This window comes from Variovorax sp. V93 (assembly GCF_041154485.1).
Classification (GTDB): domain Bacteria; phylum Pseudomonadota; class Gammaproteobacteria; order Burkholderiales; family Burkholderiaceae_C; genus Variovorax; species Variovorax beijingensis_A.
This window is the reverse complement of the sequence record NZ_AP028669.1, coordinates 1-15,775: the sequence shown is the minus strand read 5'-3', so window position 1 is coordinate 15,775 and position 15,775 is coordinate 1. Positions and strand designations below refer to the sequence as shown.

Genomic DNA, 15,775 nt, shown 5'->3' with positions numbered 1-15,775 from the left:
CCGCCATGCCCCACCGCACGATCAAAGCCCCCGAGGTCCGCAAGGGACAGGCACCCGAAACACTGAAGCGCGACCAGTTCCACGAGCGCTTCATGCAGCCGTTCCAGGATCCCGCCTTCCAGTCCGAAAAGGAGGCGCTGCAGCGCATCGAACTCATCGCATGGGAGGCCTACGAGCAGGGCCGCAAGGCGCCCGTCACGCGCAAGGCCGGACCCGGCCATGCCGACCCCGACTACGAGCTTTCGGTCGACTGGCTCGAAGCCAGGGCGCGCATCGACGCCGCGCAGGCGGCCTGGGGCCAGGCGCAGACGAAGTCGCGCGTGCTGCTGGTCAACGGCTCGCCGCGCAACGACGGCACCTGCCCGGGGGAGATCTCCAAGAGCTGGCGGCTGCTGCAGCTCGCGCGCGAAGTGCTCGATGGCTGCGGCATCGACGTCGACGTGCTCGACCTGAGCCTGCTCGCCTCCGACTACGGGCGCCACATCCATCCCTGCAAGGGCTGCGTGTCCACCGCCATGCCGCTGTGCCACTGGCCCTGCAGCTGCTATCCCAACCATGCGATGCGCCAGACCGGCGACTGGATGAACGAGATCTACGAGCGCTGGGTGGCCGCGCACGGCGTGATCCTGTTCACGCCCACGCACTGGTACCAGTCCGCCAGTCCGCTCAAGCTCATGACCGACCGGCTGGTATGCGCCGACGGCGGCAACCCCGACCCCACCAGCACCCACGGCAAGAAGCCCGATGAAGCCAAGGCCCTCGAGCTCCAGGGCTGGGGCTATCCCAAGCACCTGGCGGGACGGGTCTACGGGCTGGTGGTGCACGGCGACGTGGCCGGCGCCGAGAGCGTGCGGCGCAACCTGTCGGACTGGCTCGACTGGATGGGCCTGGTCGACGCAGGCGCGCAGGCCCGGCTCGACCGCTACATCGGCTACTACGAGCCCTACGCCACCAGCCACGACAGCCTCGATGCCGACGAAGGCGTGCAGGAGGAAGTGCGCAACGTGGCCCGTGCCGTGGCACTGGCCGTGGGCGAACTGCGCGCGGGCAAGCTGCAGCGGACCGATCGCGGATTGAAGCCGCCAAGGCCCAAGTAAGCCACGCCGCGGGCGCGAAAAGCCTGCGCGTTCATGATTCTTTACGCACGCTCACTTCCGGCTCACCTCGCCGATACAGAGGTCTTCCACACTTCGTCTCACCTGCTGCCCATTGGCGGCGGGCTTCTTCGAAAGGAAGCACTTCTCATGATCTCTCTTCGCCAACGCATCGTCTGGGCCAGCCTCCTGGGCTCGGCCGCCCTCGCCTCTTCGGGCGCCTTTGCACAACAGGCCCCGGCGGCATCCGGCACTTCGACTGCCACGCCCACCGCCGCCGTTGCGCAGGCCGAGGGCGGCGCAGCACCCAAGGCGCAGCACAAGCGCATGGACCCGGCACAGCGCATGGAGCGCATGCAGGAGCACCGCGCCAAGCGGCTTGCCGCGCTGAAGGAAAAGCTCAAGCTGAACGCCGGACAGGAAAGCGCGTGGACCACGTTCGCAGCGGCCAGCCAGCCGCCGGCCGGGGCCCATGCGCAGCGCATGGACCGTGCGGAATTCGCCAAGCTCACCACGCCCGAGCGGCTGGAGCGCATGCAGGCCCGCCAGGCCGAGCGCAGCGCCAGGTTCGCCAAGCGCGCCGAAGCCACCAAGGCCTTCTATGCGGCGCTGACGCCCGAGCAGCAGAAGACCTTCGACGCGGAGACGGTGCACGTCGGCATGCATGGCCACCGCGGCCACCATGGTCACGGCGGCACTGACGGGCAACCCGCCAAGAGCTGACCATCATCAGGGCGCCGGAAGCGGCGCCCCATGAAAAAAGCCCGCGATGCCTCGAGCACCGCGGGCTTTTTTCGTACATGGACGGCTATTGGGGCGTGCCGGTCCTTTCGATCGGGTTGGTGGGCACGTCCGGCCGCTCGCCGCGCTGGCCGAACTGGGGCTTGGGCTTGCGGGCCAGCTGGCTCACCTCGGCGCGCGACATCTCGCCGGTGGGTTGCGGCATCGCGTTCGGCTGCCCGTTCATGGTGGTGGTCGCCTCGCCCTTGGGCACCAGGTTGTTGGTGTTGTTGCGATTGTGGGCGCGCGCCTCGGCCTTCACGGCTTCGCGCGACACCGGCATGTTGGCGTCGGGGCGCTGCGGCGGGTTGGGCACGCCGGCAGGCGTCTGCGTGCTGGCCTGGCCGCCCACGGCCGGGTCCGGCTGGGCGGGTATCGACGTGGCTTGCGCCATGGCGGCACCGGCCGCGGCCATCAGGCCGGCCAGCGCCGTGGCGCGAAGGATTGCGTGCTTCATGGTGCGTTCCTTTGAAAGTGATGATGAAGAAGGCCGCTGGCTTGTTTCCCGCAGCCTGAAAACCACCGTAGGAGGCCCCCCATGCGCCCCGTGTCGGGGTGTGGCAGGCCTGCCTGTAGGAGCCGGCCGTCGCCTGGCGAAAGCGGCAAAGAAGGTGGCGCGTTCCTACAGGCGCGCCGGGCGCGGCAACGTACAACCACAACACCGATGTCTTCCTCACCGATTCCACTTGCCGCCGCAGCGCCGACTTCGCTCAAGGTCATGACGGTGAACACCCACAAGGGCTTCACCGCGCTCAACCGCAAGTTCATCCTGCCGGAGCTGCGCGACGCAGTGCGCACGGTGGGAGCCGACGTGGTGTTCCTGCAGGAAGTGCTCGGCACCCATTCGCGCCACTCGCGCAAGGTCAACAACTGGCCCGAGGCGCCGCACTACGAATTCCTGGCCGACACCATGTGGCCGCAGTTCGCCTACGGGCGCAACGCCGTGTACCCGAGGGGCCATCACGGCAACGCGGTGCTGTCCAAGTTTCCGATCGTGCATTTCCGCAACCACGACGTGTCGGTGGCCGGGCCCGAAAAGCGCGGCCTGCTCCATTGCGTGCTGCGGCTGCCGGGCCGCACGGTCGACGTCCATGCGATCTGCGCGCATCTCGGCCTGGCCGAGGCGCACCGGCAGCAGCAACTGGAACTGTTGCTGCACATCGTGCGCGACGAGGTGCCGGCCGATGCGCCGCTGATCGTCGCGGGCGACTTCAACGACTGGCGCGGCCGCGCCCACCAGGTGCTGGAGGAAGGCGCCGCGCTGCGCGAGGTTTTCGTGCATGCGAACGGCTCGGCCGCCAAGACCTTTCCGGCGCGCTTTCCGCTGCTGCCGCTGGACCGCATCTATGTTCGCAACGCGGGCGTGCACGCGCCCGTGGTGCTGCCGCGCAAGCCCTGGTCGCACCTGTCGGACCACGCGCCGCTGGTGGCGAACATCGATCTTTGAAGCGGGCCCCACCCATGACCTGCGGTGAACGCCATGGATAACGTCGGCCGATGGGTGGGCGGCAACCGCATCGCGCTGCTCGAGAACGGCGAGGAGTTCTTCCCGCGCGTGTTCGATGCCATTCGGGAGGCGCAGCGCGAAGTCATCATCGAGACCTTCATCCTGTTCGAGGACAAGGTGGGCCTTGCGCTGCATGCCGCCATGCGCTCGGCGGCCCAGCGCGGCGTGAAGATCGACCTGATGGTCGACGGCTTCGGCTCGCCGGACCTGTCGCGCGAATTCATCGCGGAGCTGAGCGCCGTGGGCGTGCGGGTGCGGGTGTTCGATCCAGGGCAGCGCATCCTCGGCCAGCGGCTCAACGTGTTTCGGCGGATGCACCGCAAGATCGTGGTGGTCGATGGCGAACTCGCGTTCGTGGGCGGCATCAACTATTCGGCCGACCATCTGCTGGACTTCGGGCCCAAGGCCAAGCAGGACTACGCGGTGGAGCTGCGCGGGCCCGTCGTGGCGCAGATCCACCAGTTCGTGCTGCGCGCCATCGCGCTCGGCGACAAGGGGCCGCGCTGGTTCCGCCGCCGGCTCAAGCAGGCGCCGTCCGTCGACCGGGAGCCTGTCGGCGATGTGGAGGCGGTGCTCATCACGCGCGACAACCGCCGCCACACCGGCGACGTCGAACGCGAATACCTGGCCGCGATCCGCGCCGCGCGCCAGCGCATCGTGGTTGCCAACGCGTATTTCTTTCCCGGCTACAGGCTCATCAAGGAGCTGCGCCGCGCGGCCCGGCGCGGCGTGGATGTACGGCTCATCCTGCAGGGCGAGCCCGACATGCCGATCGTCAAGACGGCCGCCACCATGCTCTACCACCACCTGCTGCATGCGGGCGTGCGCATCTACGAATACTGCGACCGCCCGCTGCATGCCAAGGTCGCGCTGATGGACGACGAGTGGAGCACGGTCGGCTCGAGCAATCTCGATCCGCTGAGTCTGTCGCTCAACCTGGAGGCCAACGTGTTCGCGCGCGGCAGGGCCTTCAACCAGCTGCTGTGGGAGCGCATGGACAAGCTCATGCGCGAGAGCTGCCAGCAGATCGGCGTGGCCGACCTGGAGACCGGATGGAGCGGCTGGCGGCTGGTGCGCAGCTTCTTCATCTTCCACTTCCTGCGCTGGTATCCGTCGTGGCTGGGCTGGCTGCCGCGGCAGGTGCCGCGCCTCACCCCGGCCGAGGCCACCGAGCTTGCCGAGAAGCGCGAAAAGCGCGAGGCTGCCGGCGACAACGGGGCCACGCCGACGGAAGCGGCATGAGCGCCCACCGGCCGTTCCGAAAGCGCATGGAGGCCGCCCAGTGACCACACGCACCGCGAGACTCGCGCGCCGGCCCTGGTGGCCCTGGCTGCGGCGCAGCGCGGTCTGGGCCTTCTTCGGCCTGATCGCCTGGCTGCTCGTGAGCCAGGCGCGTTCCATCGACTGGCAGGAGGTGTTCGATGCCATGCGCGCGCTGCCCGCGGCCACGCTGTGGCTGGCCGGCGCGCTAGCGGCCGGCAGCTTTGCCACCTACAGCACCTACGACCTGCTGGGCCGCCATCTCACGCGCCATCCGCTCGGCGCCCGCACCGTCATGGGCGTGACCTTCATCAGCTATGCCTTCAACCTCAACCTCGGTTCGCTGGTGGGCGGCGTGGCGTTCCGCTACCGGCTCTATTCGCGGCTGGGCCTTCCCAACGGCACCATCACGCGCGTGCTCGGCTTCAGCATGCTGACCAACTGGCTCGGCTACCTGGTGGTGGCCGGCCTGGCCTTCTGCTTCTGGCCACTGGCGCTGCCGGCCGAATGGAAGGTCGGCAATGGCGGGCTCCGCATCCTGGGCGCGGTGCTGCTGCTGCTGGCCGCGGGCTACTTCGTGCTGTGCGCCCTGGCCAGCGGGCACGTGTTCCGGCTGCGCCACTATCCGTTCAAGGTGCCCTCTCTTCGGATGGCCTGGCTGCAGCTGGCCATGTCGTGCCTGAACTGGGCGCTGATCGGCAGCGTGATCTGGGTCCTGCTGCAGGGCGCGGTGGCCTACCACACGGTGCTCGCGGTGCTGCTGGTGGCCGCTGTGGCCGGCGTGGTCACGCACGTGCCGGCGGGCCTGGGTGTACTGGAGGCGGTGTTCCTTGCCCTGCTCTCGCATGAGGTGGCGCAAGGCCGGCTGCTGGGCGTGCTGCTGGTCTACCGCGGGCTCTACTACCTGTTGCCGCTGGGCGTGGCCACGGTGGCGTACTTCGTCACCGAACTGCGCGCGCGGCGCTGGCGGCATACCGCGCCGTTGAAGCGCTAGAAGCGATAGGTGTAGCGCAGCCGGACAAAGTTTTCGCCCGGGTTGGGTTTCTTGATGCCGGCGTTCGAAAAATGCTGCAGCCGCAATGTCAGTTCATGCTTGCCGTTCTCGCCGAAACTGCGTCCCACGCCCAGCACTTCGGTGAACTGGAACGCGGTGCTGAAGGTCCGGTCGGGCGTCCTGTAGAGGTGGTCCATCACCGTGCCGCCGACGCCGCCTTCGGCAAACCACGGCGAGCTGCCGCTGTCGAAGCGGTAGCGCCAGGTGTAGATCGCGCCGATCTGGGTGTAGTTGCGCGAACCGCTGCCCAGGGCCGGCGCATGCCAATGGCTCGCGAACAGATCCCAGTACGAAGTGAGCGCCCCTTCGTGCACCGGCTGGCGCGGCGACCACGGCAGCGTCACGCCCACCGTGGCCGACTCGGTGCCGCCCTTGTCGCCATGCGGCGCATGGCCGCCCTCGAAATAAAAGCCGCGCGCGCTGTCTTCGAAGGCATGAGCCGGTGCGCCCAGCAGGCTCAGGACGCCTGCGAACACGGCGGCCCCGAGGGACGCGGACCTGTGTGCTTTCATGATGTGGTTGTTATCTGCAAATAATGAAAGGAAAGAAAAGAAATAATTACTTTCCGCAGCGGTCCGCGCCTTGGGCCGAGGCTATTGCCATGTCGGAAAGTAGGACTTGTTCAACAGAAATGCGGAGTCGATTTTGTTGCGGTGCAGCAATTGCTGCGCCTCGCGTCTATAGTGGGGCTCATCCGTCCTCATAGATCGCCCATGCCATCCCTTACCTCCGTCGCTCGCCTGTCCAACCCGCTGATGCTGTGGGTCGACGTGGCCCTCAAGACCCAGGAGATGCTGCTGTCCTCCGGGTCCGTGATCCAGATGCGCACCGGGCGCATGGCCAAGGCGGGGCTCGCGCCCAGCGCGGCCGATCTCGCGGAGTTTCAACTCATGGGAAATGAAAAACTCGCCGCCGCGGGTGAATCGGGGGCCGCCATGGTCAGGCAATGGCACAGCAGCCATGTCTCGCTGGCGAACCGCGCGCTGCAGCAATGGCTTCTGAGTGCCGGGGCCTTTCTGTCAATGGCCGGCAGCGTCACCCCCGCGCAGGCTGCGGAGCGCAGCGACGCCTTCGTGCAAGCCACGGCCCGGGCGGCGGGCACGGCCAGCCGGCTTTCGGGCGCGGCCGTGCGCATTGCGCGCGAAGGGCTGAAGCCGATCCACGCCGCAGCCACCTCGAACGCCCGGCGGCTGGCCGCCGAACTGCGCGGCTGAGCGCGCCGGCGCGTTCAGCCGCGCGCCATCACCAGCGTCAACAACGTGATCTCGGACGGCGCGCCAAAGCGCTTGGGCGGCCCCCAGTAGCCGGTGCCGCGGCTCACGTAGACCCACATGTCGTGCAGCCGGTGCAGGCCGGCGGTGAAGGGCTGCTGCATCGGCACGAACAGGTTCCACGGAAAGAACTGGCCGCCGTGCGTGTGGCCCGACAGCTGCAACTGGTAGCCGGCCTGGGCCGCCAGCGTCGCGCTGCGCGGCTGGTGCGCAAGCAGCACCCGCGTGTGCACCAGCGGCGGCGCATCGAACAGCGCCAGGTGCGGGTCGCTGGCGTGCGCGGCGTCGAAGTGGCCGGCGGTGTAGTCGGTCACGCCCGCCAGCACCAGCTGGCTCTCGAACAGCTCTTCGTCGTTCTGGGCGCCGCGCACGTTGCGCGTCTGCAGCACCACGTGCTCATTGAGCAGCACCTTCAGGCCCAGCCTGCGCAGCTCGTCGATCCATGCATGCGCGCCCGCGTAGTACTCGTGATTGCCGGTGACGACGAAGGTGCCGTGGCGCGCGCGCAGGCCGGCCAGCGGCGCAATGTGCTCGCGCAGCTCGGCCACGCTGCCGTCCACCAGGTCGCCGGTGATCGCGATGGCATCGGCGCCGAGCCGGTTCACCGCGTCGACGATGCGCTGGATGTAGGCGTTCCTGATCGTCGGACCGACGTGGATGTCGCTGAGCTGCGCAATCGTGAAGCCCTCGAGCGCCGCGGGCAGCCCGCGGATCGGAACCTCGACGCGCTTCACGTCCGCGGTGCGGCGGGCATTGAGGAAGCCCACCATCGACACCAGCGTGGCCAGCACCAGCACGGCCATCGCGCTCCAGGGCAGCACGGCATGCCAGGGCACCGTTGCGCCGAACAGCACGCTCGCGAGCCAGGCGAGCAGCAGCCCCGCGTCGCGCAGCAGCGTCGACACGAACAGCGAGGAGAACCAGCCCATGCTGATCAGGCCCGTCCACTGGAGCAGTTCGCCCGTCGAGGCCTTGCGTCCGGCGCGGCGCGAGACAAAAGGCAGCGGGATCGTCAAGGCCGAGATGGCGAGCGCGGCCAGCGCGAGCGGCCAGGCCGGCGTGAGCATGGCCAGCGCTGGCAGCAGGCGCAGCGCAATGTAGACATGCAGGAGCGCGGTGAGCACGCTCAGGGAACGTATCGGCATGGGGGCAATGGGAACGGGCATGGCCCGGGACACGGCATCTGCAAGGCGCATGCCGTGCATTCAAGGCGGTCTCCGGCCAGCGCCCCGCTATTTTTTCTATAGCGCCGGGCAGCCGGATAGCGTGCGCTGCGATCGGCGTGAGCGGCAAAGCCCCCCGTTCCGGCACGCCGCCGCCGGGCCGGTGCTCGCCGATCACTGCACCGCGCGCGTGCCGGCAGAAGCCATATCGGTGCCCGCCGGCCACACGAATGCCACCCGAGCGGGCGTGCCGGGCCTGATCTGCAGCGTCTGTTTGAGCGTGTTTCCGCGCAAGCGAGCCTCCACTTCATAGGTGCCCGGGTCGAGCCGCGCCACCATGAACGGACCGGCCGACTCCACGTTGTCGAGCAGCGCCGTGCCGTGGCTGTCGCGCACGGTCACGCGCACGTCGGAGGCGAACTCGGCGCCCTTGTGGTCCTTGATCGCGAATTCGAAGGTGGCCGGCCAGCGCGGCGCCACCGTCTCCATCAGCTTGGCCTCGTCGCTGCCGATGCCGCCGCTCATGTATTCGATGCCGTGCGTCATGCGGATCGGCGGGTTGAACGTTGCGTGCGCCGAAGAGGAAAGCGCCGCGAGAAGAACGGCGCCGCACAGCATGGCGGCCGCCAGGGGCCGCGTCTGCGATGAAATCCGGGGGATCATGGTCTGGTCCTTTCTTGCTTGCCAGTCTGCGTGGCTGGGGAAGGCCACGGCGCCACTGTGCGGCGCACGGCTTAGGCAAGGCTTAACGAAAAGGGCCGGACCCGGCCGGGGCCGGGAAAGAAGACAGAGGGGAAGCTCAGCGCGCCGCCGAGGTCTGCGCGAGTGCCTGCGGCATCGGCGGCATCACCGAGGCCATGTCGAAGTTCGACGGCCACATGAACACCGCCCGGGCCGGCACGCCCGCAATCACCGTCAGCGTCTGCGTCATCGTGAGGCCGCCGAGCGTCACGTTCACGTCGTAGGCGCCCGGATCCAGCCGCGCAAGCATGTACGGCCCGTGCGACTGCGCTTCCATCACGGGGCGGCCCGTGTACTTCTCGCGCACCTGGACCGCCGCGCGCACCGGGAAATTGCCGCGCTGCGCGCTGTCGTTGATGCCGAACTCGATGGTGGCCGCCCATCGCGGCGACACCATCTGCATGAAGGCGGCCTCGGCCTTGTTCGTGCCGCCGCACATGTATTCGACGCCCTGCGCCATCTGGATGGGCGGGTTCGAGAACGCATGGGCCGATGTCATCGCCCCGAAGAATGCTGCTGTGCCGCCCAGTACCAATGCAGCCACCGGCTGCCGCAGACGCATAAGGTTCATTGCTTCGAGTCCTCGATCATGGGGTGACGTGAAATCCGTCGAGGATTTTGCTTAGCAAGAGTCGGGCTAGATATAGCGTTTACGAGGAAGGATCCTCGGGGAAGTACTGAACGCTATTGTTTTAATAGCTGATGACAGGCGTGTGACGGGCGCCGGCGCCCTTTCGGAGGTTCTTCCCAATGAAAACCCTGAGAGTGCCGCGCTGTGGGCCCGATTCGACGCGGTGCACGTCCTCGGCGCCTACAGAGGTGCACCGAACCGCTCGCTATGAAGAAAGTTCGTACAGAAAAGGAGCTTCAAATGACCATCGGATCCAGGATCGAAGCCATGCGAAGAATGGACGCGCAACGGCGCGGCTTCCCCGGCGAGCACCTTGCCGTGCTTGGTGCCGGCCTCCTGCTGCTCTTGACCGCGGGGCGCAGCCATTCGCTGCCGCGACGCCTGCTGGCGGGCGCCGCCGGCGGTGCGCTGGTCGGCCGCGCGGCAAGCGGCACTGGCGGGCTGGCGCGTGTCGCGCGGATGGTGCAGGGCGGCCGAGGCGGCCGGAAGGGTGTTCGCGTGCATCGCTCGATCTGAAAACCCCGGTCGCGGCCCGTTCACTGGCCCAGCGGCCTCGCCATTTCGCGAGGTCAGCAAATGCACGAATGCGGCAGGCAGCACCGCCTATTCGGACGGGCCCTGCCCCGCAGGCTCGACCGCCACGACCGTTCGGCTGGATCGCAATCAGAATCTGGTGGACGGAATGAGCCTCGAGGCGCGAGCTGCGTCGAATCGGAATAGCGCCGCACTTGCGGCGCAGCAGCAGTCCCTTGAGCGCGAGCCGGCTCGCAATGCCGCTGGCGACACAGGAGCCGAGTGCGATGCGCTCGACGCCCACGTCAAGTCGCTCGACACCGCGGCGCGGCGGCCGCAGGGCGCGGCCATGCAGGACTGGCTGCGCGGGCAGAGACAGCAGGCCCGGGACCGGCGGTTCCGGCTGGGCTGCCGCTGACCGATCGATCAGACGTCGATATTCGCCGCCCGCAGTGCGTTCTGCTCGATGAACTCGCGCCGCGGCTCCACCTCGTCGCCCATCAGCATCGTGAACACGCGGTCGGCTTCGATGGCGTCGTCGATCTGCACGCGCAGCAGACGGCGCACGGTCGGGTCCATGGTGGTTTCCCACAGCTGCGCGGGGTTCATTTCGCCCAGGCCCTTGTAGCGCTGGCGCGAGGTGGCGTTCTCGGCCTGGCCGATGAGCCACTTCATCGCGATGCGGAAGTCGGCCACCTTTTCTTCCTTGGCGCGCTCGCCTTCGCCGCGGCGGACGATGGCGCCCTCGCTGCTCAGCAGGTTGCGGAAGGTGTTGGCGGCTTCGGCGAGCGCGGCGTAGTCGGCGCCGTGCACGAAGTCCTGCGTCAGCACGCTGCTCTTGATGTTGCCGTGATGGCGGCGGCTGATGCGCAGCAGCGGCTTGTCGGTGCGGGCGTCGAACTCGCTGCTCACCTCGGCCGGCACGCCGGTGGTGTTGAGCTCGCGCAGCTTGGCCTGCAGCGCCACGGCCGAGGCTTCGGCCGCGGGCGTGGTGTCGAGGTCGAGCGCCACGCCGTCGGCAATGGCGCGCAGGGCTTCGGCATCCATGAAGTTGCGCAGCCGCGCGATCACGGCCTCGGCCAGCTGGTGCTTGCGCGCGAGCTCGGCCAGCGTGTCGCCGGAGAGGGTGGTCGAGTTGGGGCCACCGGTCTCGATGCTCGCGTCCTTCAGCGCCACCTTGAGCAGGAAGGCGTCCAGCGCGGGGCCGTCCTTCAGGTACTGCTCTTCCTTGCCGACCTTCACCTTGTACAGCGGTGGCTGCGCGATGTAGATGTGGCCGCGCTCCACCAGCTCCGGCATCTGCCGGTAGAAGAAGGTGAGCAGCAGCGTGCGGATGTGGGCACCGTCGACGTCGGCGTCGGTCATGATGATGATGCGGTGGTAGCGCAGCTTGGCGACGTTGAAGTCGTCCGCCCCGCCGCCCGCGGTGGTCGCGCCGGCGCGGCCGATGCCGGTGCCCAGTGCGGTGATCATCGTGAGAATTTCGTTGCTGGTCAGCAGCTTCTCGTAGCGAGCCTTCTCGACGTTCAGGATCTTGCCGCGCAGCGGCAGGATGGCCTGGAACTTCCGGTCGCGGCCCTGCTTGGCGGAGCCGCCGGCGGAGTCACCCTCCACCAGGTAGACCTCGCACAGGGCGGGATCCTTTTCCTGGCAGTCGGCCAGCTTGCCGGGCAGGCCCATGCCGTCGAGCACGCCCTTGCGGCGCGTCATTTCGCGGGCCTTGCGGGCGGCTTCGCGGGCGCGGGCAGCCTCGACGATCTTGCCGCAGATGATCTTGGCGTCGTTCGGGCGTTCCTGCAGGTAGTCGGTCAGCAGCTTGCCGACGATGTCTTCCACCGGCGCGCGCACTTCGCTGGACACCAGCTTGTCCTTGGTCTGGCTGGAGAACTTGGGCTCGGGCACCTTCACGCTCAGCACGCAGCACAGGCCTTCGCGCATGTCGTCGCCGGTGACTTCGACCTTCGCCTTCTTCGCGAACTCGTTCTCTTCGATGTACTTGTTGATGACGCGGGTCATCGCGGCGCGCAGGCCCGTGAGGTGGGTGCCGCCGTCACGCTGCGGGATGTTGTTGGTGAAGCAGAGAACCTGCTCGTTGTAGCCGCTGTTCCACTGCATCGCCACTTCGACGCCGATGTGCGTGCCGGGGATGCCGCCGTAGGTGTCGGCCGGGCGCTCGCCCTCCGCGTAGAACGAGTTCGGGTGCAGGACGGTCTTGCCCTTGTTGATGAATTCCACGAAGCCGCGCACGCCGCCGGCGCCGGAGAAGTCGTCCTCCTTGCCGGTGCGCTCATCCTTCAGCCGGATGCGCACGCCGTTGTTCAGGAAGCTCAATTCGCGCAGGCGCTTGCTGAGGATCTCGTAGTGGAAGTCCGAGTTCTCCTTGAAGATCTGGGTGTCGGGCAGAAAATGCACCTCGGTGCCGCGCTTGTCGGTGTCACCGATGACCTTCATCGGCGACACCTCGACGCCGTTCACCGTTTCGAGCAGGCGGTTCTGCACGAAGCCGCGGCTGAATTCGAGTTCGTGGATCTTGCCTTCGCGCCGCACCACCAGGCGCAGCATCACGCTCAGCGCGTTCACACAGCTCACGCCCACGCCGTGCAGGCCGCCCGACACCTTGTAGCTGTTCTGGTTGAACTTGCCGCCCGCGTGCAGCTCTGTGAGCGCGATTTCGGCGGCCGAGCGCTTGGGCTCGTGCTTGTCGTCCATCTTCACGCCGGTGGGAATGCCGCGGCCGTTGTCGGTGACGGAGATCGAGTTGTCGCTGTGGATGGTGACGACGATGTCGTCGCAGTGCCCGGCCAGCGCCTCGTCGATGGAGTTGTCGACCACCTCGAACACCAGGTGGTGCAGGCCCGTGCCGTCGGAGGTGTCGCCGATGTACATGCCGGGGCGCTTGCGCACCGCCTCGAGCCCTTCGAGGATCGTGATCGAGCCTTCGCCGTAGCTGGTGTCGGCGGGCGTGATCTCGATCGGTACCGCACTCTCGATCTCGGGCGTGTAGACCGGCTCGGTGTGGGGTACTTCGGGCTTGTTCTCTTCTGCACTCATTCGGATATTCCTCTATCTCTCACGGCATTCACGGGATTTCTCGGGCTCTCGGAGCCGGTTTTTCCTGCCTCTTGAAAGCGCAAACCCGCGGAGGGCCGCGGGCTGTCTGCGCAAGGCGCTGTGTTTTCTGGCTTCTAGATTCGCATCGGCATCACGACGTACTTGAAGGATGCGTTCTCGGGGATGGTCAAGAGGGCCGAGCTGTTGGAGTCGGCCAGGTCCAGCTTCACCATGTCCTGGTCCATGTTGGACAGCGCGTCGATCAGGTAGGTCACGTTGAAACCGATCTCGATGGCGTCGCCGCCGTAGTCGATGTCGAGTTCGTCCTGCGCCTCTTCCTGCTCGGCGTTGTTCGACGCAATGCGCAGCGTGCCGGGCTCGATGTTCAGGCGCACGCCCTTGAACTTCTCGCTCGTCAGGATGGCGGTGCGCTGCAGGCTGGCCAGAAGCGGCGCGCGGCCGAGCGTGACGCTGTTCTTGTGGTTCTTGGGAATCACGCGGTTGTAGTCGGGGAACTTGCCCTCGACCAGCTTGGTGACGAACTCCATGCCGCCGAAGCTGAACTTGGCCTGGTTGTTCGCAAACTGCATCTCGATGGCGCCTTCGGCGTCCGACAGCAGGCGCTGCATCTCGAGCACGGTCTTGCGCGGAAGAATGACTTCCTGGCGCGGCACCTCGACGTCGAGCGTGGCCGACGAGAACGCCAGGCGGTGGCCGTCGGTGGCCACCAGGCTCAGCTGCTTGCCTTCGGCCACGAACAGGATGCCATTCAGGTAGTAGCGGATGTCGTGCACGGCCATGGCAAAGGAAACCTGCGAGAGCAGGTCCTTCAGCGTCTTTTGCGGCACGCTGAAGACCGGGCCGAAGTTGGCGGCTTCCTGCACCAGCGGAAAGTCCTCGGCCGGCAGCGACTGCAGCGTGAAGCGGCTCTTGCCGCCCTTGAGCACCAGCTTGCTCGCGCTCGATTCGAGGCTCACGGTCTGGTCGGCCGGCATGGTGCGCAGGATGTCGATCAGCTTGCGCGCGCCGATGGTGGTGGTGAAGTTGCCTTCGTCGCCGCCGAGCTCGGCCGTGGTGCGGATCTGGATCTCGAGGTCGCTGGTGGTCAGCTGCAGCTGGCCGCCGGTCTTGCGGATCAGCACGTTGGCCAGGATCGGCAGCGTGTGGCGCCGCTCCACGATGCCAGCCACCGACTGCAGCGCGGCGAGGACCTTGTCTTGGGTAGCCTTCAAAACGATCATGTCTTCTTCCTCTTCTCTTATCTCTTTGAATCCGCCATTGAGACGCCATTCTCCGCTGTTGCGAGGGGCATGCCTGATGACATCCGGGATCAGCCCTTGAGCGTCTGCTCGAGCACGTGTAGCTGCTGGTTGAGTTCGGTGAGCTGCTGGCGCTCGCCCGAGATCTTGCGCACCGCGTGCAGCACCGTGGTGTGATCGCGCCCGCCGAACAGCTCGCCGATTTCGGGCAGGCTCTTCTGCGTGAGCTCCTTGGCCAGGTACATCGCGATCTGCCGCGGCCGCGCAATGCTGGCCGGGCGCTTCTTGCTGTACATGTCGGCGACCTTGATCTTGTAGTAGTCGGCCACCGTCTTCTGGATATTTTCGACCGAGATCTGCCGATTCTGGATCGACAGCAGGTCGCGCAGCGCCTCGCGCGCCAGGGCGATCGAGATCTCCTTCTGATTGAAGCGCGAATAGGCCAGGATCTTGCGCAGCGCGCCTTCGAGCTCGCGCACGTTGGAGCGCACGTTCTTGGCCACGAAGAAGGCCACTTCCTCGGGCATTTCGGCCGATTCGGCGCGCGCCTTGTTGATCAGGATGGCCACGCGCATTTCGAGCTCGGGCGGCTCGATCGCCACCGTCAGGCCCGAATCGAAGCGCGAGACCAGCCGCTCGTGGATGTCGGCCAGGCCCTTGGGATAGGTGTCGCTGGTCATCACGATGTGCGACTTCTTGGCCAGGAGGGCCTCGAACGCATTGAAGAATTCTTCCTGCGTGCGGTCCTTGTTGGCAAAGAATTGCACATCGTCGATCAGCAGCAGGTCGAGCGAGTGGTAGCGCTCCTTGAACTCATCGAAAGTCTTGCGCTGATAGGCTTTGACCACATCCGAGACGAACTGCTCGGCATGGATGTAGAGAACTTTGGAATCCGGGCGGTCGGCCAGCAGCCGGTTGCCCACCGCGTGCATCAGGTGGGTCTTGCCCAGGCCGACGCCGCCGTAGATGAACAGCGGGTTGTACAGGTGGCCCGGCATGCCGGCCACGTGCATGGCGGCGGCGCGCGCCATGCGGTTGGCCGTGCCCTCCACCAGGGTGTCGAAAGTGAGGCCCGAATTCAGCCGGTTCTTGAAGCCGGCGTTGGCGGGCTCCTCGCCCGGGCCGGCCACGTCGCGCGGCACGTCGGTTTCGGCCAGCACGGCAACCGGGGCAGAACGCACGGGCGCTTCTCGCGGAGCAAGCGCTAACTCAACAGCTACCGGCTGGCCATACATCTTCTCGGCCATGGCGGCGATCTTGCCGGCGTACTGGGCCCGGATCCAATCGAGCTTGAAGCGGTTGGCAACGAACACCGTCATGCGCGAAAGGTCGTCCGCGACCTGCGCTGTCAGGGGCTTGATCCAGGTGTTGAACTGCTGCTCGGACAGCTCCTGCGCGAGTTGGTCGACGCAGGCTTGCCAGAGGCTTTCGCCGATGCCGTCAGTGGACAT

The 15,775-nt window shown here is 67.0% G+C and carries 16 protein-coding genes; 8 read left to right on the top strand and 8 right to left on the bottom strand.

Annotation, left to right across the window (positions count from 1 at the left end):
* Positions 1-5: 5 nt before the first annotated feature.
* A complete protein-coding gene (locus ACAM54_RS00080; RefSeq protein ID WP_369649396.1) occupies positions 6-1,097 on the top strand; it encodes a flavodoxin family protein in 1,092 nt (363 codons plus the stop codon).
* 147 nt (positions 1,098-1,244) lie between these two features.
* Positions 1,245-1,817 carry a Spy/CpxP family protein refolding chaperone gene (locus tag ACAM54_RS00075; RefSeq protein WP_369649395.1) on the top strand — a complete coding sequence of 191 codons (573 nt, stop codon included), beginning with the start codon at positions 1,245-1,247 and terminating at the stop codon, positions 1,815-1,817.
* Between the two features lie 85 nt (positions 1,818-1,902).
* On the opposite strand, the gene ACAM54_RS00070 is transcribed toward ACAM54_RS00075, so the two are convergent.
* On the bottom strand, positions 1,903-2,331 hold the full coding sequence (locus ACAM54_RS00070; RefSeq protein ID WP_192324812.1) for a serine/threonine protein kinase: 429 nt from the start codon (positions 2,329-2,331) through the stop codon (positions 1,903-1,905).
* A gap of 207 nt (positions 2,332-2,538) precedes the next feature.
* Between ACAM54_RS00070 and ACAM54_RS00065 the strand changes: the two genes are divergently transcribed.
* The 3 genes from ACAM54_RS00065 to ACAM54_RS00055 are packed head-to-tail and all read left to right on the top strand — an operon-like array spanning position 2,539 to position 5,635.
* Positions 2,539-3,321, top strand: coding sequence for an endonuclease/exonuclease/phosphatase family protein (locus ACAM54_RS00065; RefSeq protein WP_018903409.1), 783 nt, complete (start codon positions 2,539-2,541; stop codon positions 3,319-3,321).
* Between the two features lie 33 nt (positions 3,322-3,354).
* Positions 3,355-4,623, top strand: a complete 1,269-nt coding sequence (gene clsB, locus ACAM54_RS00060; RefSeq protein WP_369651018.1) for a cardiolipin synthase ClsB — start codon at positions 3,355-3,357, stop codon at positions 4,621-4,623.
* 40 nt (positions 4,624-4,663) lie between these two features.
* A complete protein-coding gene (locus ACAM54_RS00055; RefSeq protein WP_145738918.1) occupies positions 4,664-5,635 on the top strand; it encodes a lysylphosphatidylglycerol synthase domain-containing protein in 972 nt (323 codons plus the stop codon).
* Here ACAM54_RS00055 and ACAM54_RS00050 read toward each other — a convergent pair.
* Positions 5,632-6,207, bottom strand: coding sequence for an acyloxyacyl hydrolase (locus tag ACAM54_RS00050; RefSeq protein ID WP_369649394.1), 576 nt, complete (start codon positions 6,205-6,207; stop codon positions 5,632-5,634). The two genes, ACAM54_RS00055 and ACAM54_RS00050, sit on opposite strands and share 4 nt — an antisense overlap.
* A gap of 201 nt (positions 6,208-6,408) precedes the next feature.
* Between ACAM54_RS00050 and ACAM54_RS00045 the strand changes: the two genes are divergently transcribed.
* Entirely contained in the window at positions 6,409-6,909 is a 501-nt protein-coding gene (locus tag ACAM54_RS00045) for a polyhydroxyalkanoate granule-associated phasin (RefSeq protein WP_145738921.1), read from the top strand.
* A 14-nt stretch (positions 6,910-6,923) separates the two neighbouring features.
* Here the strand turns inward: ACAM54_RS00045 and ACAM54_RS00040 are convergent, their stop codons facing one another.
* The 3 genes from ACAM54_RS00040 to ACAM54_RS00030 form a co-directional block, all read right to left on the bottom strand.
* Positions 6,924-8,171 carry a metallophosphoesterase gene (locus tag ACAM54_RS00040; RefSeq protein WP_369649393.1) on the bottom strand — a complete coding sequence of 416 codons (1,248 nt, stop codon included), beginning with the start codon at positions 8,169-8,171 and terminating at the stop codon, positions 6,924-6,926.
* Positions 8,172-8,303: 132 nt separating this feature from the next.
* Positions 8,304-8,792, bottom strand: coding sequence for a hypothetical protein (locus tag ACAM54_RS00035; RefSeq protein ID WP_369649392.1), 489 nt, complete (start codon positions 8,790-8,792; stop codon positions 8,304-8,306).
* Between the two features lie 136 nt (positions 8,793-8,928).
* Positions 8,929-9,441: a hypothetical protein gene (locus ACAM54_RS00030; protein ID WP_307698277.1), complete on the bottom strand. Its 513-nt coding sequence runs from the start codon at positions 9,439-9,441 to the stop codon at positions 8,929-8,931.
* Positions 9,442-9,741: 300 nt separating this feature from the next.
* Here ACAM54_RS00030 and ACAM54_RS00025 point away from each other — a divergent pair, with 300 nt between their 5' ends.
* The gene (locus ACAM54_RS00025) at positions 9,742-10,017 is read left to right on the top strand and encodes a hypothetical protein (protein WP_369649391.1); all 276 of its coding nucleotides are present in this window, start codon (positions 9,742-9,744) and stop codon (positions 10,015-10,017) included.
* A 166-nt stretch (positions 10,018-10,183) separates the two neighbouring features.
* A complete protein-coding gene (locus tag ACAM54_RS00020; protein WP_369649390.1) occupies positions 10,184-10,432 on the top strand; it encodes a hypothetical protein in 249 nt (82 codons plus the stop codon).
* 8 nt (positions 10,433-10,440) lie between these two features.
* On the opposite strand, the gene gyrB is transcribed toward ACAM54_RS00020, so the two are convergent.
* The 3 genes from gyrB to dnaA all read right to left on the bottom strand — a co-directional run bounded on the left by gyrB (position 10,441) and on the right by dnaA (position 15,775).
* A complete protein-coding gene (gene gyrB / locus ACAM54_RS00015; protein ID WP_369649389.1) occupies positions 10,441-13,065 on the bottom strand; it encodes a DNA topoisomerase (ATP-hydrolyzing) subunit B in 2,625 nt (874 codons plus the stop codon).
* Positions 13,066-13,199: 134 nt separating this feature from the next.
* The gene (dnaN, locus tag ACAM54_RS00010) at positions 13,200-14,306 is read right to left on the bottom strand and encodes a DNA polymerase III subunit beta (RefSeq protein WP_012745167.1); all 1,107 of its coding nucleotides are present in this window, start codon (positions 14,304-14,306) and stop codon (positions 13,200-13,202) included.
* Between the two features lie 89 nt (positions 14,307-14,395).
* Positions 14,396-15,775, bottom strand: a complete 1,380-nt coding sequence (gene dnaA / locus ACAM54_RS00005; RefSeq protein ID WP_012745166.1) for a chromosomal replication initiator protein DnaA — start codon at positions 15,773-15,775, stop codon at positions 14,396-14,398.

Coding starts and splice junctions, on each gene's coding strand:
- ACAM54_RS00080 (WP_369649396.1), top strand. CDS start 6: ATGCCCCACCGCACGATCAAAGCCCCCGAGGTCCGCAAGGGACAGGCA.
- ACAM54_RS00075 (WP_369649395.1), top strand. CDS start 1,245: ATGATCTCTCTTCGCCAACGCATCGTCTGGGCCAGCCTCCTGGGCTCG.
- ACAM54_RS00070 (WP_192324812.1), bottom strand. CDS start 2,331: ATGAAGCACGCAATCCTTCGCGCCACGGCGCTGGCCGGCCTGATGGCC.
- ACAM54_RS00065 (WP_018903409.1), top strand. CDS start 2,539: ATGTCTTCCTCACCGATTCCACTTGCCGCCGCAGCGCCGACTTCGCTC.
- clsB (WP_369651018.1), top strand. CDS start 3,355: ATGGATAACGTCGGCCGATGGGTGGGCGGCAACCGCATCGCGCTGCTC.
- ACAM54_RS00050 (WP_369649394.1), bottom strand. CDS start 6,207: ATGAAAGCACACAGGTCCGCGTCCCTCGGGGCCGCCGTGTTCGCAGGC.
- ACAM54_RS00045 (WP_145738921.1), top strand. CDS start 6,409: ATGCCATCCCTTACCTCCGTCGCTCGCCTGTCCAACCCGCTGATGCTG.
- ACAM54_RS00040 (WP_369649393.1), bottom strand. CDS start 8,171: ATGCACGGCATGCGCCTTGCAGATGCCGTGTCCCGGGCCATGCCCGTT.
- ACAM54_RS00035 (WP_369649392.1), bottom strand. CDS start 8,792: ATGATCCCCCGGATTTCATCGCAGACGCGGCCCCTGGCGGCCGCCATG.
- ACAM54_RS00030 (WP_307698277.1), bottom strand. CDS start 9,441: ATGAACCTTATGCGTCTGCGGCAGCCGGTGGCTGCATTGGTACTGGGC.
- ACAM54_RS00025 (WP_369649391.1), top strand. CDS start 9,742: ATGACCATCGGATCCAGGATCGAAGCCATGCGAAGAATGGACGCGCAA.
- ACAM54_RS00020 (WP_369649390.1), top strand. CDS start 10,184: ATGAGCCTCGAGGCGCGAGCTGCGTCGAATCGGAATAGCGCCGCACTT.
- gyrB (WP_369649389.1), bottom strand. CDS start 13,065: ATGAGTGCAGAAGAGAACAAGCCCGAAGTACCCCACACCGAGCCGGTC.
- dnaN (WP_012745167.1), bottom strand. CDS start 14,306: ATGATCGTTTTGAAGGCTACCCAAGACAAGGTCCTCGCCGCGCTGCAG.
- dnaA (WP_012745166.1), bottom strand. CDS start 15,775: ATGTCCACTGACGGCATCGGCGAAAGCCTCTGGCAAGCCTGCGTCGAC.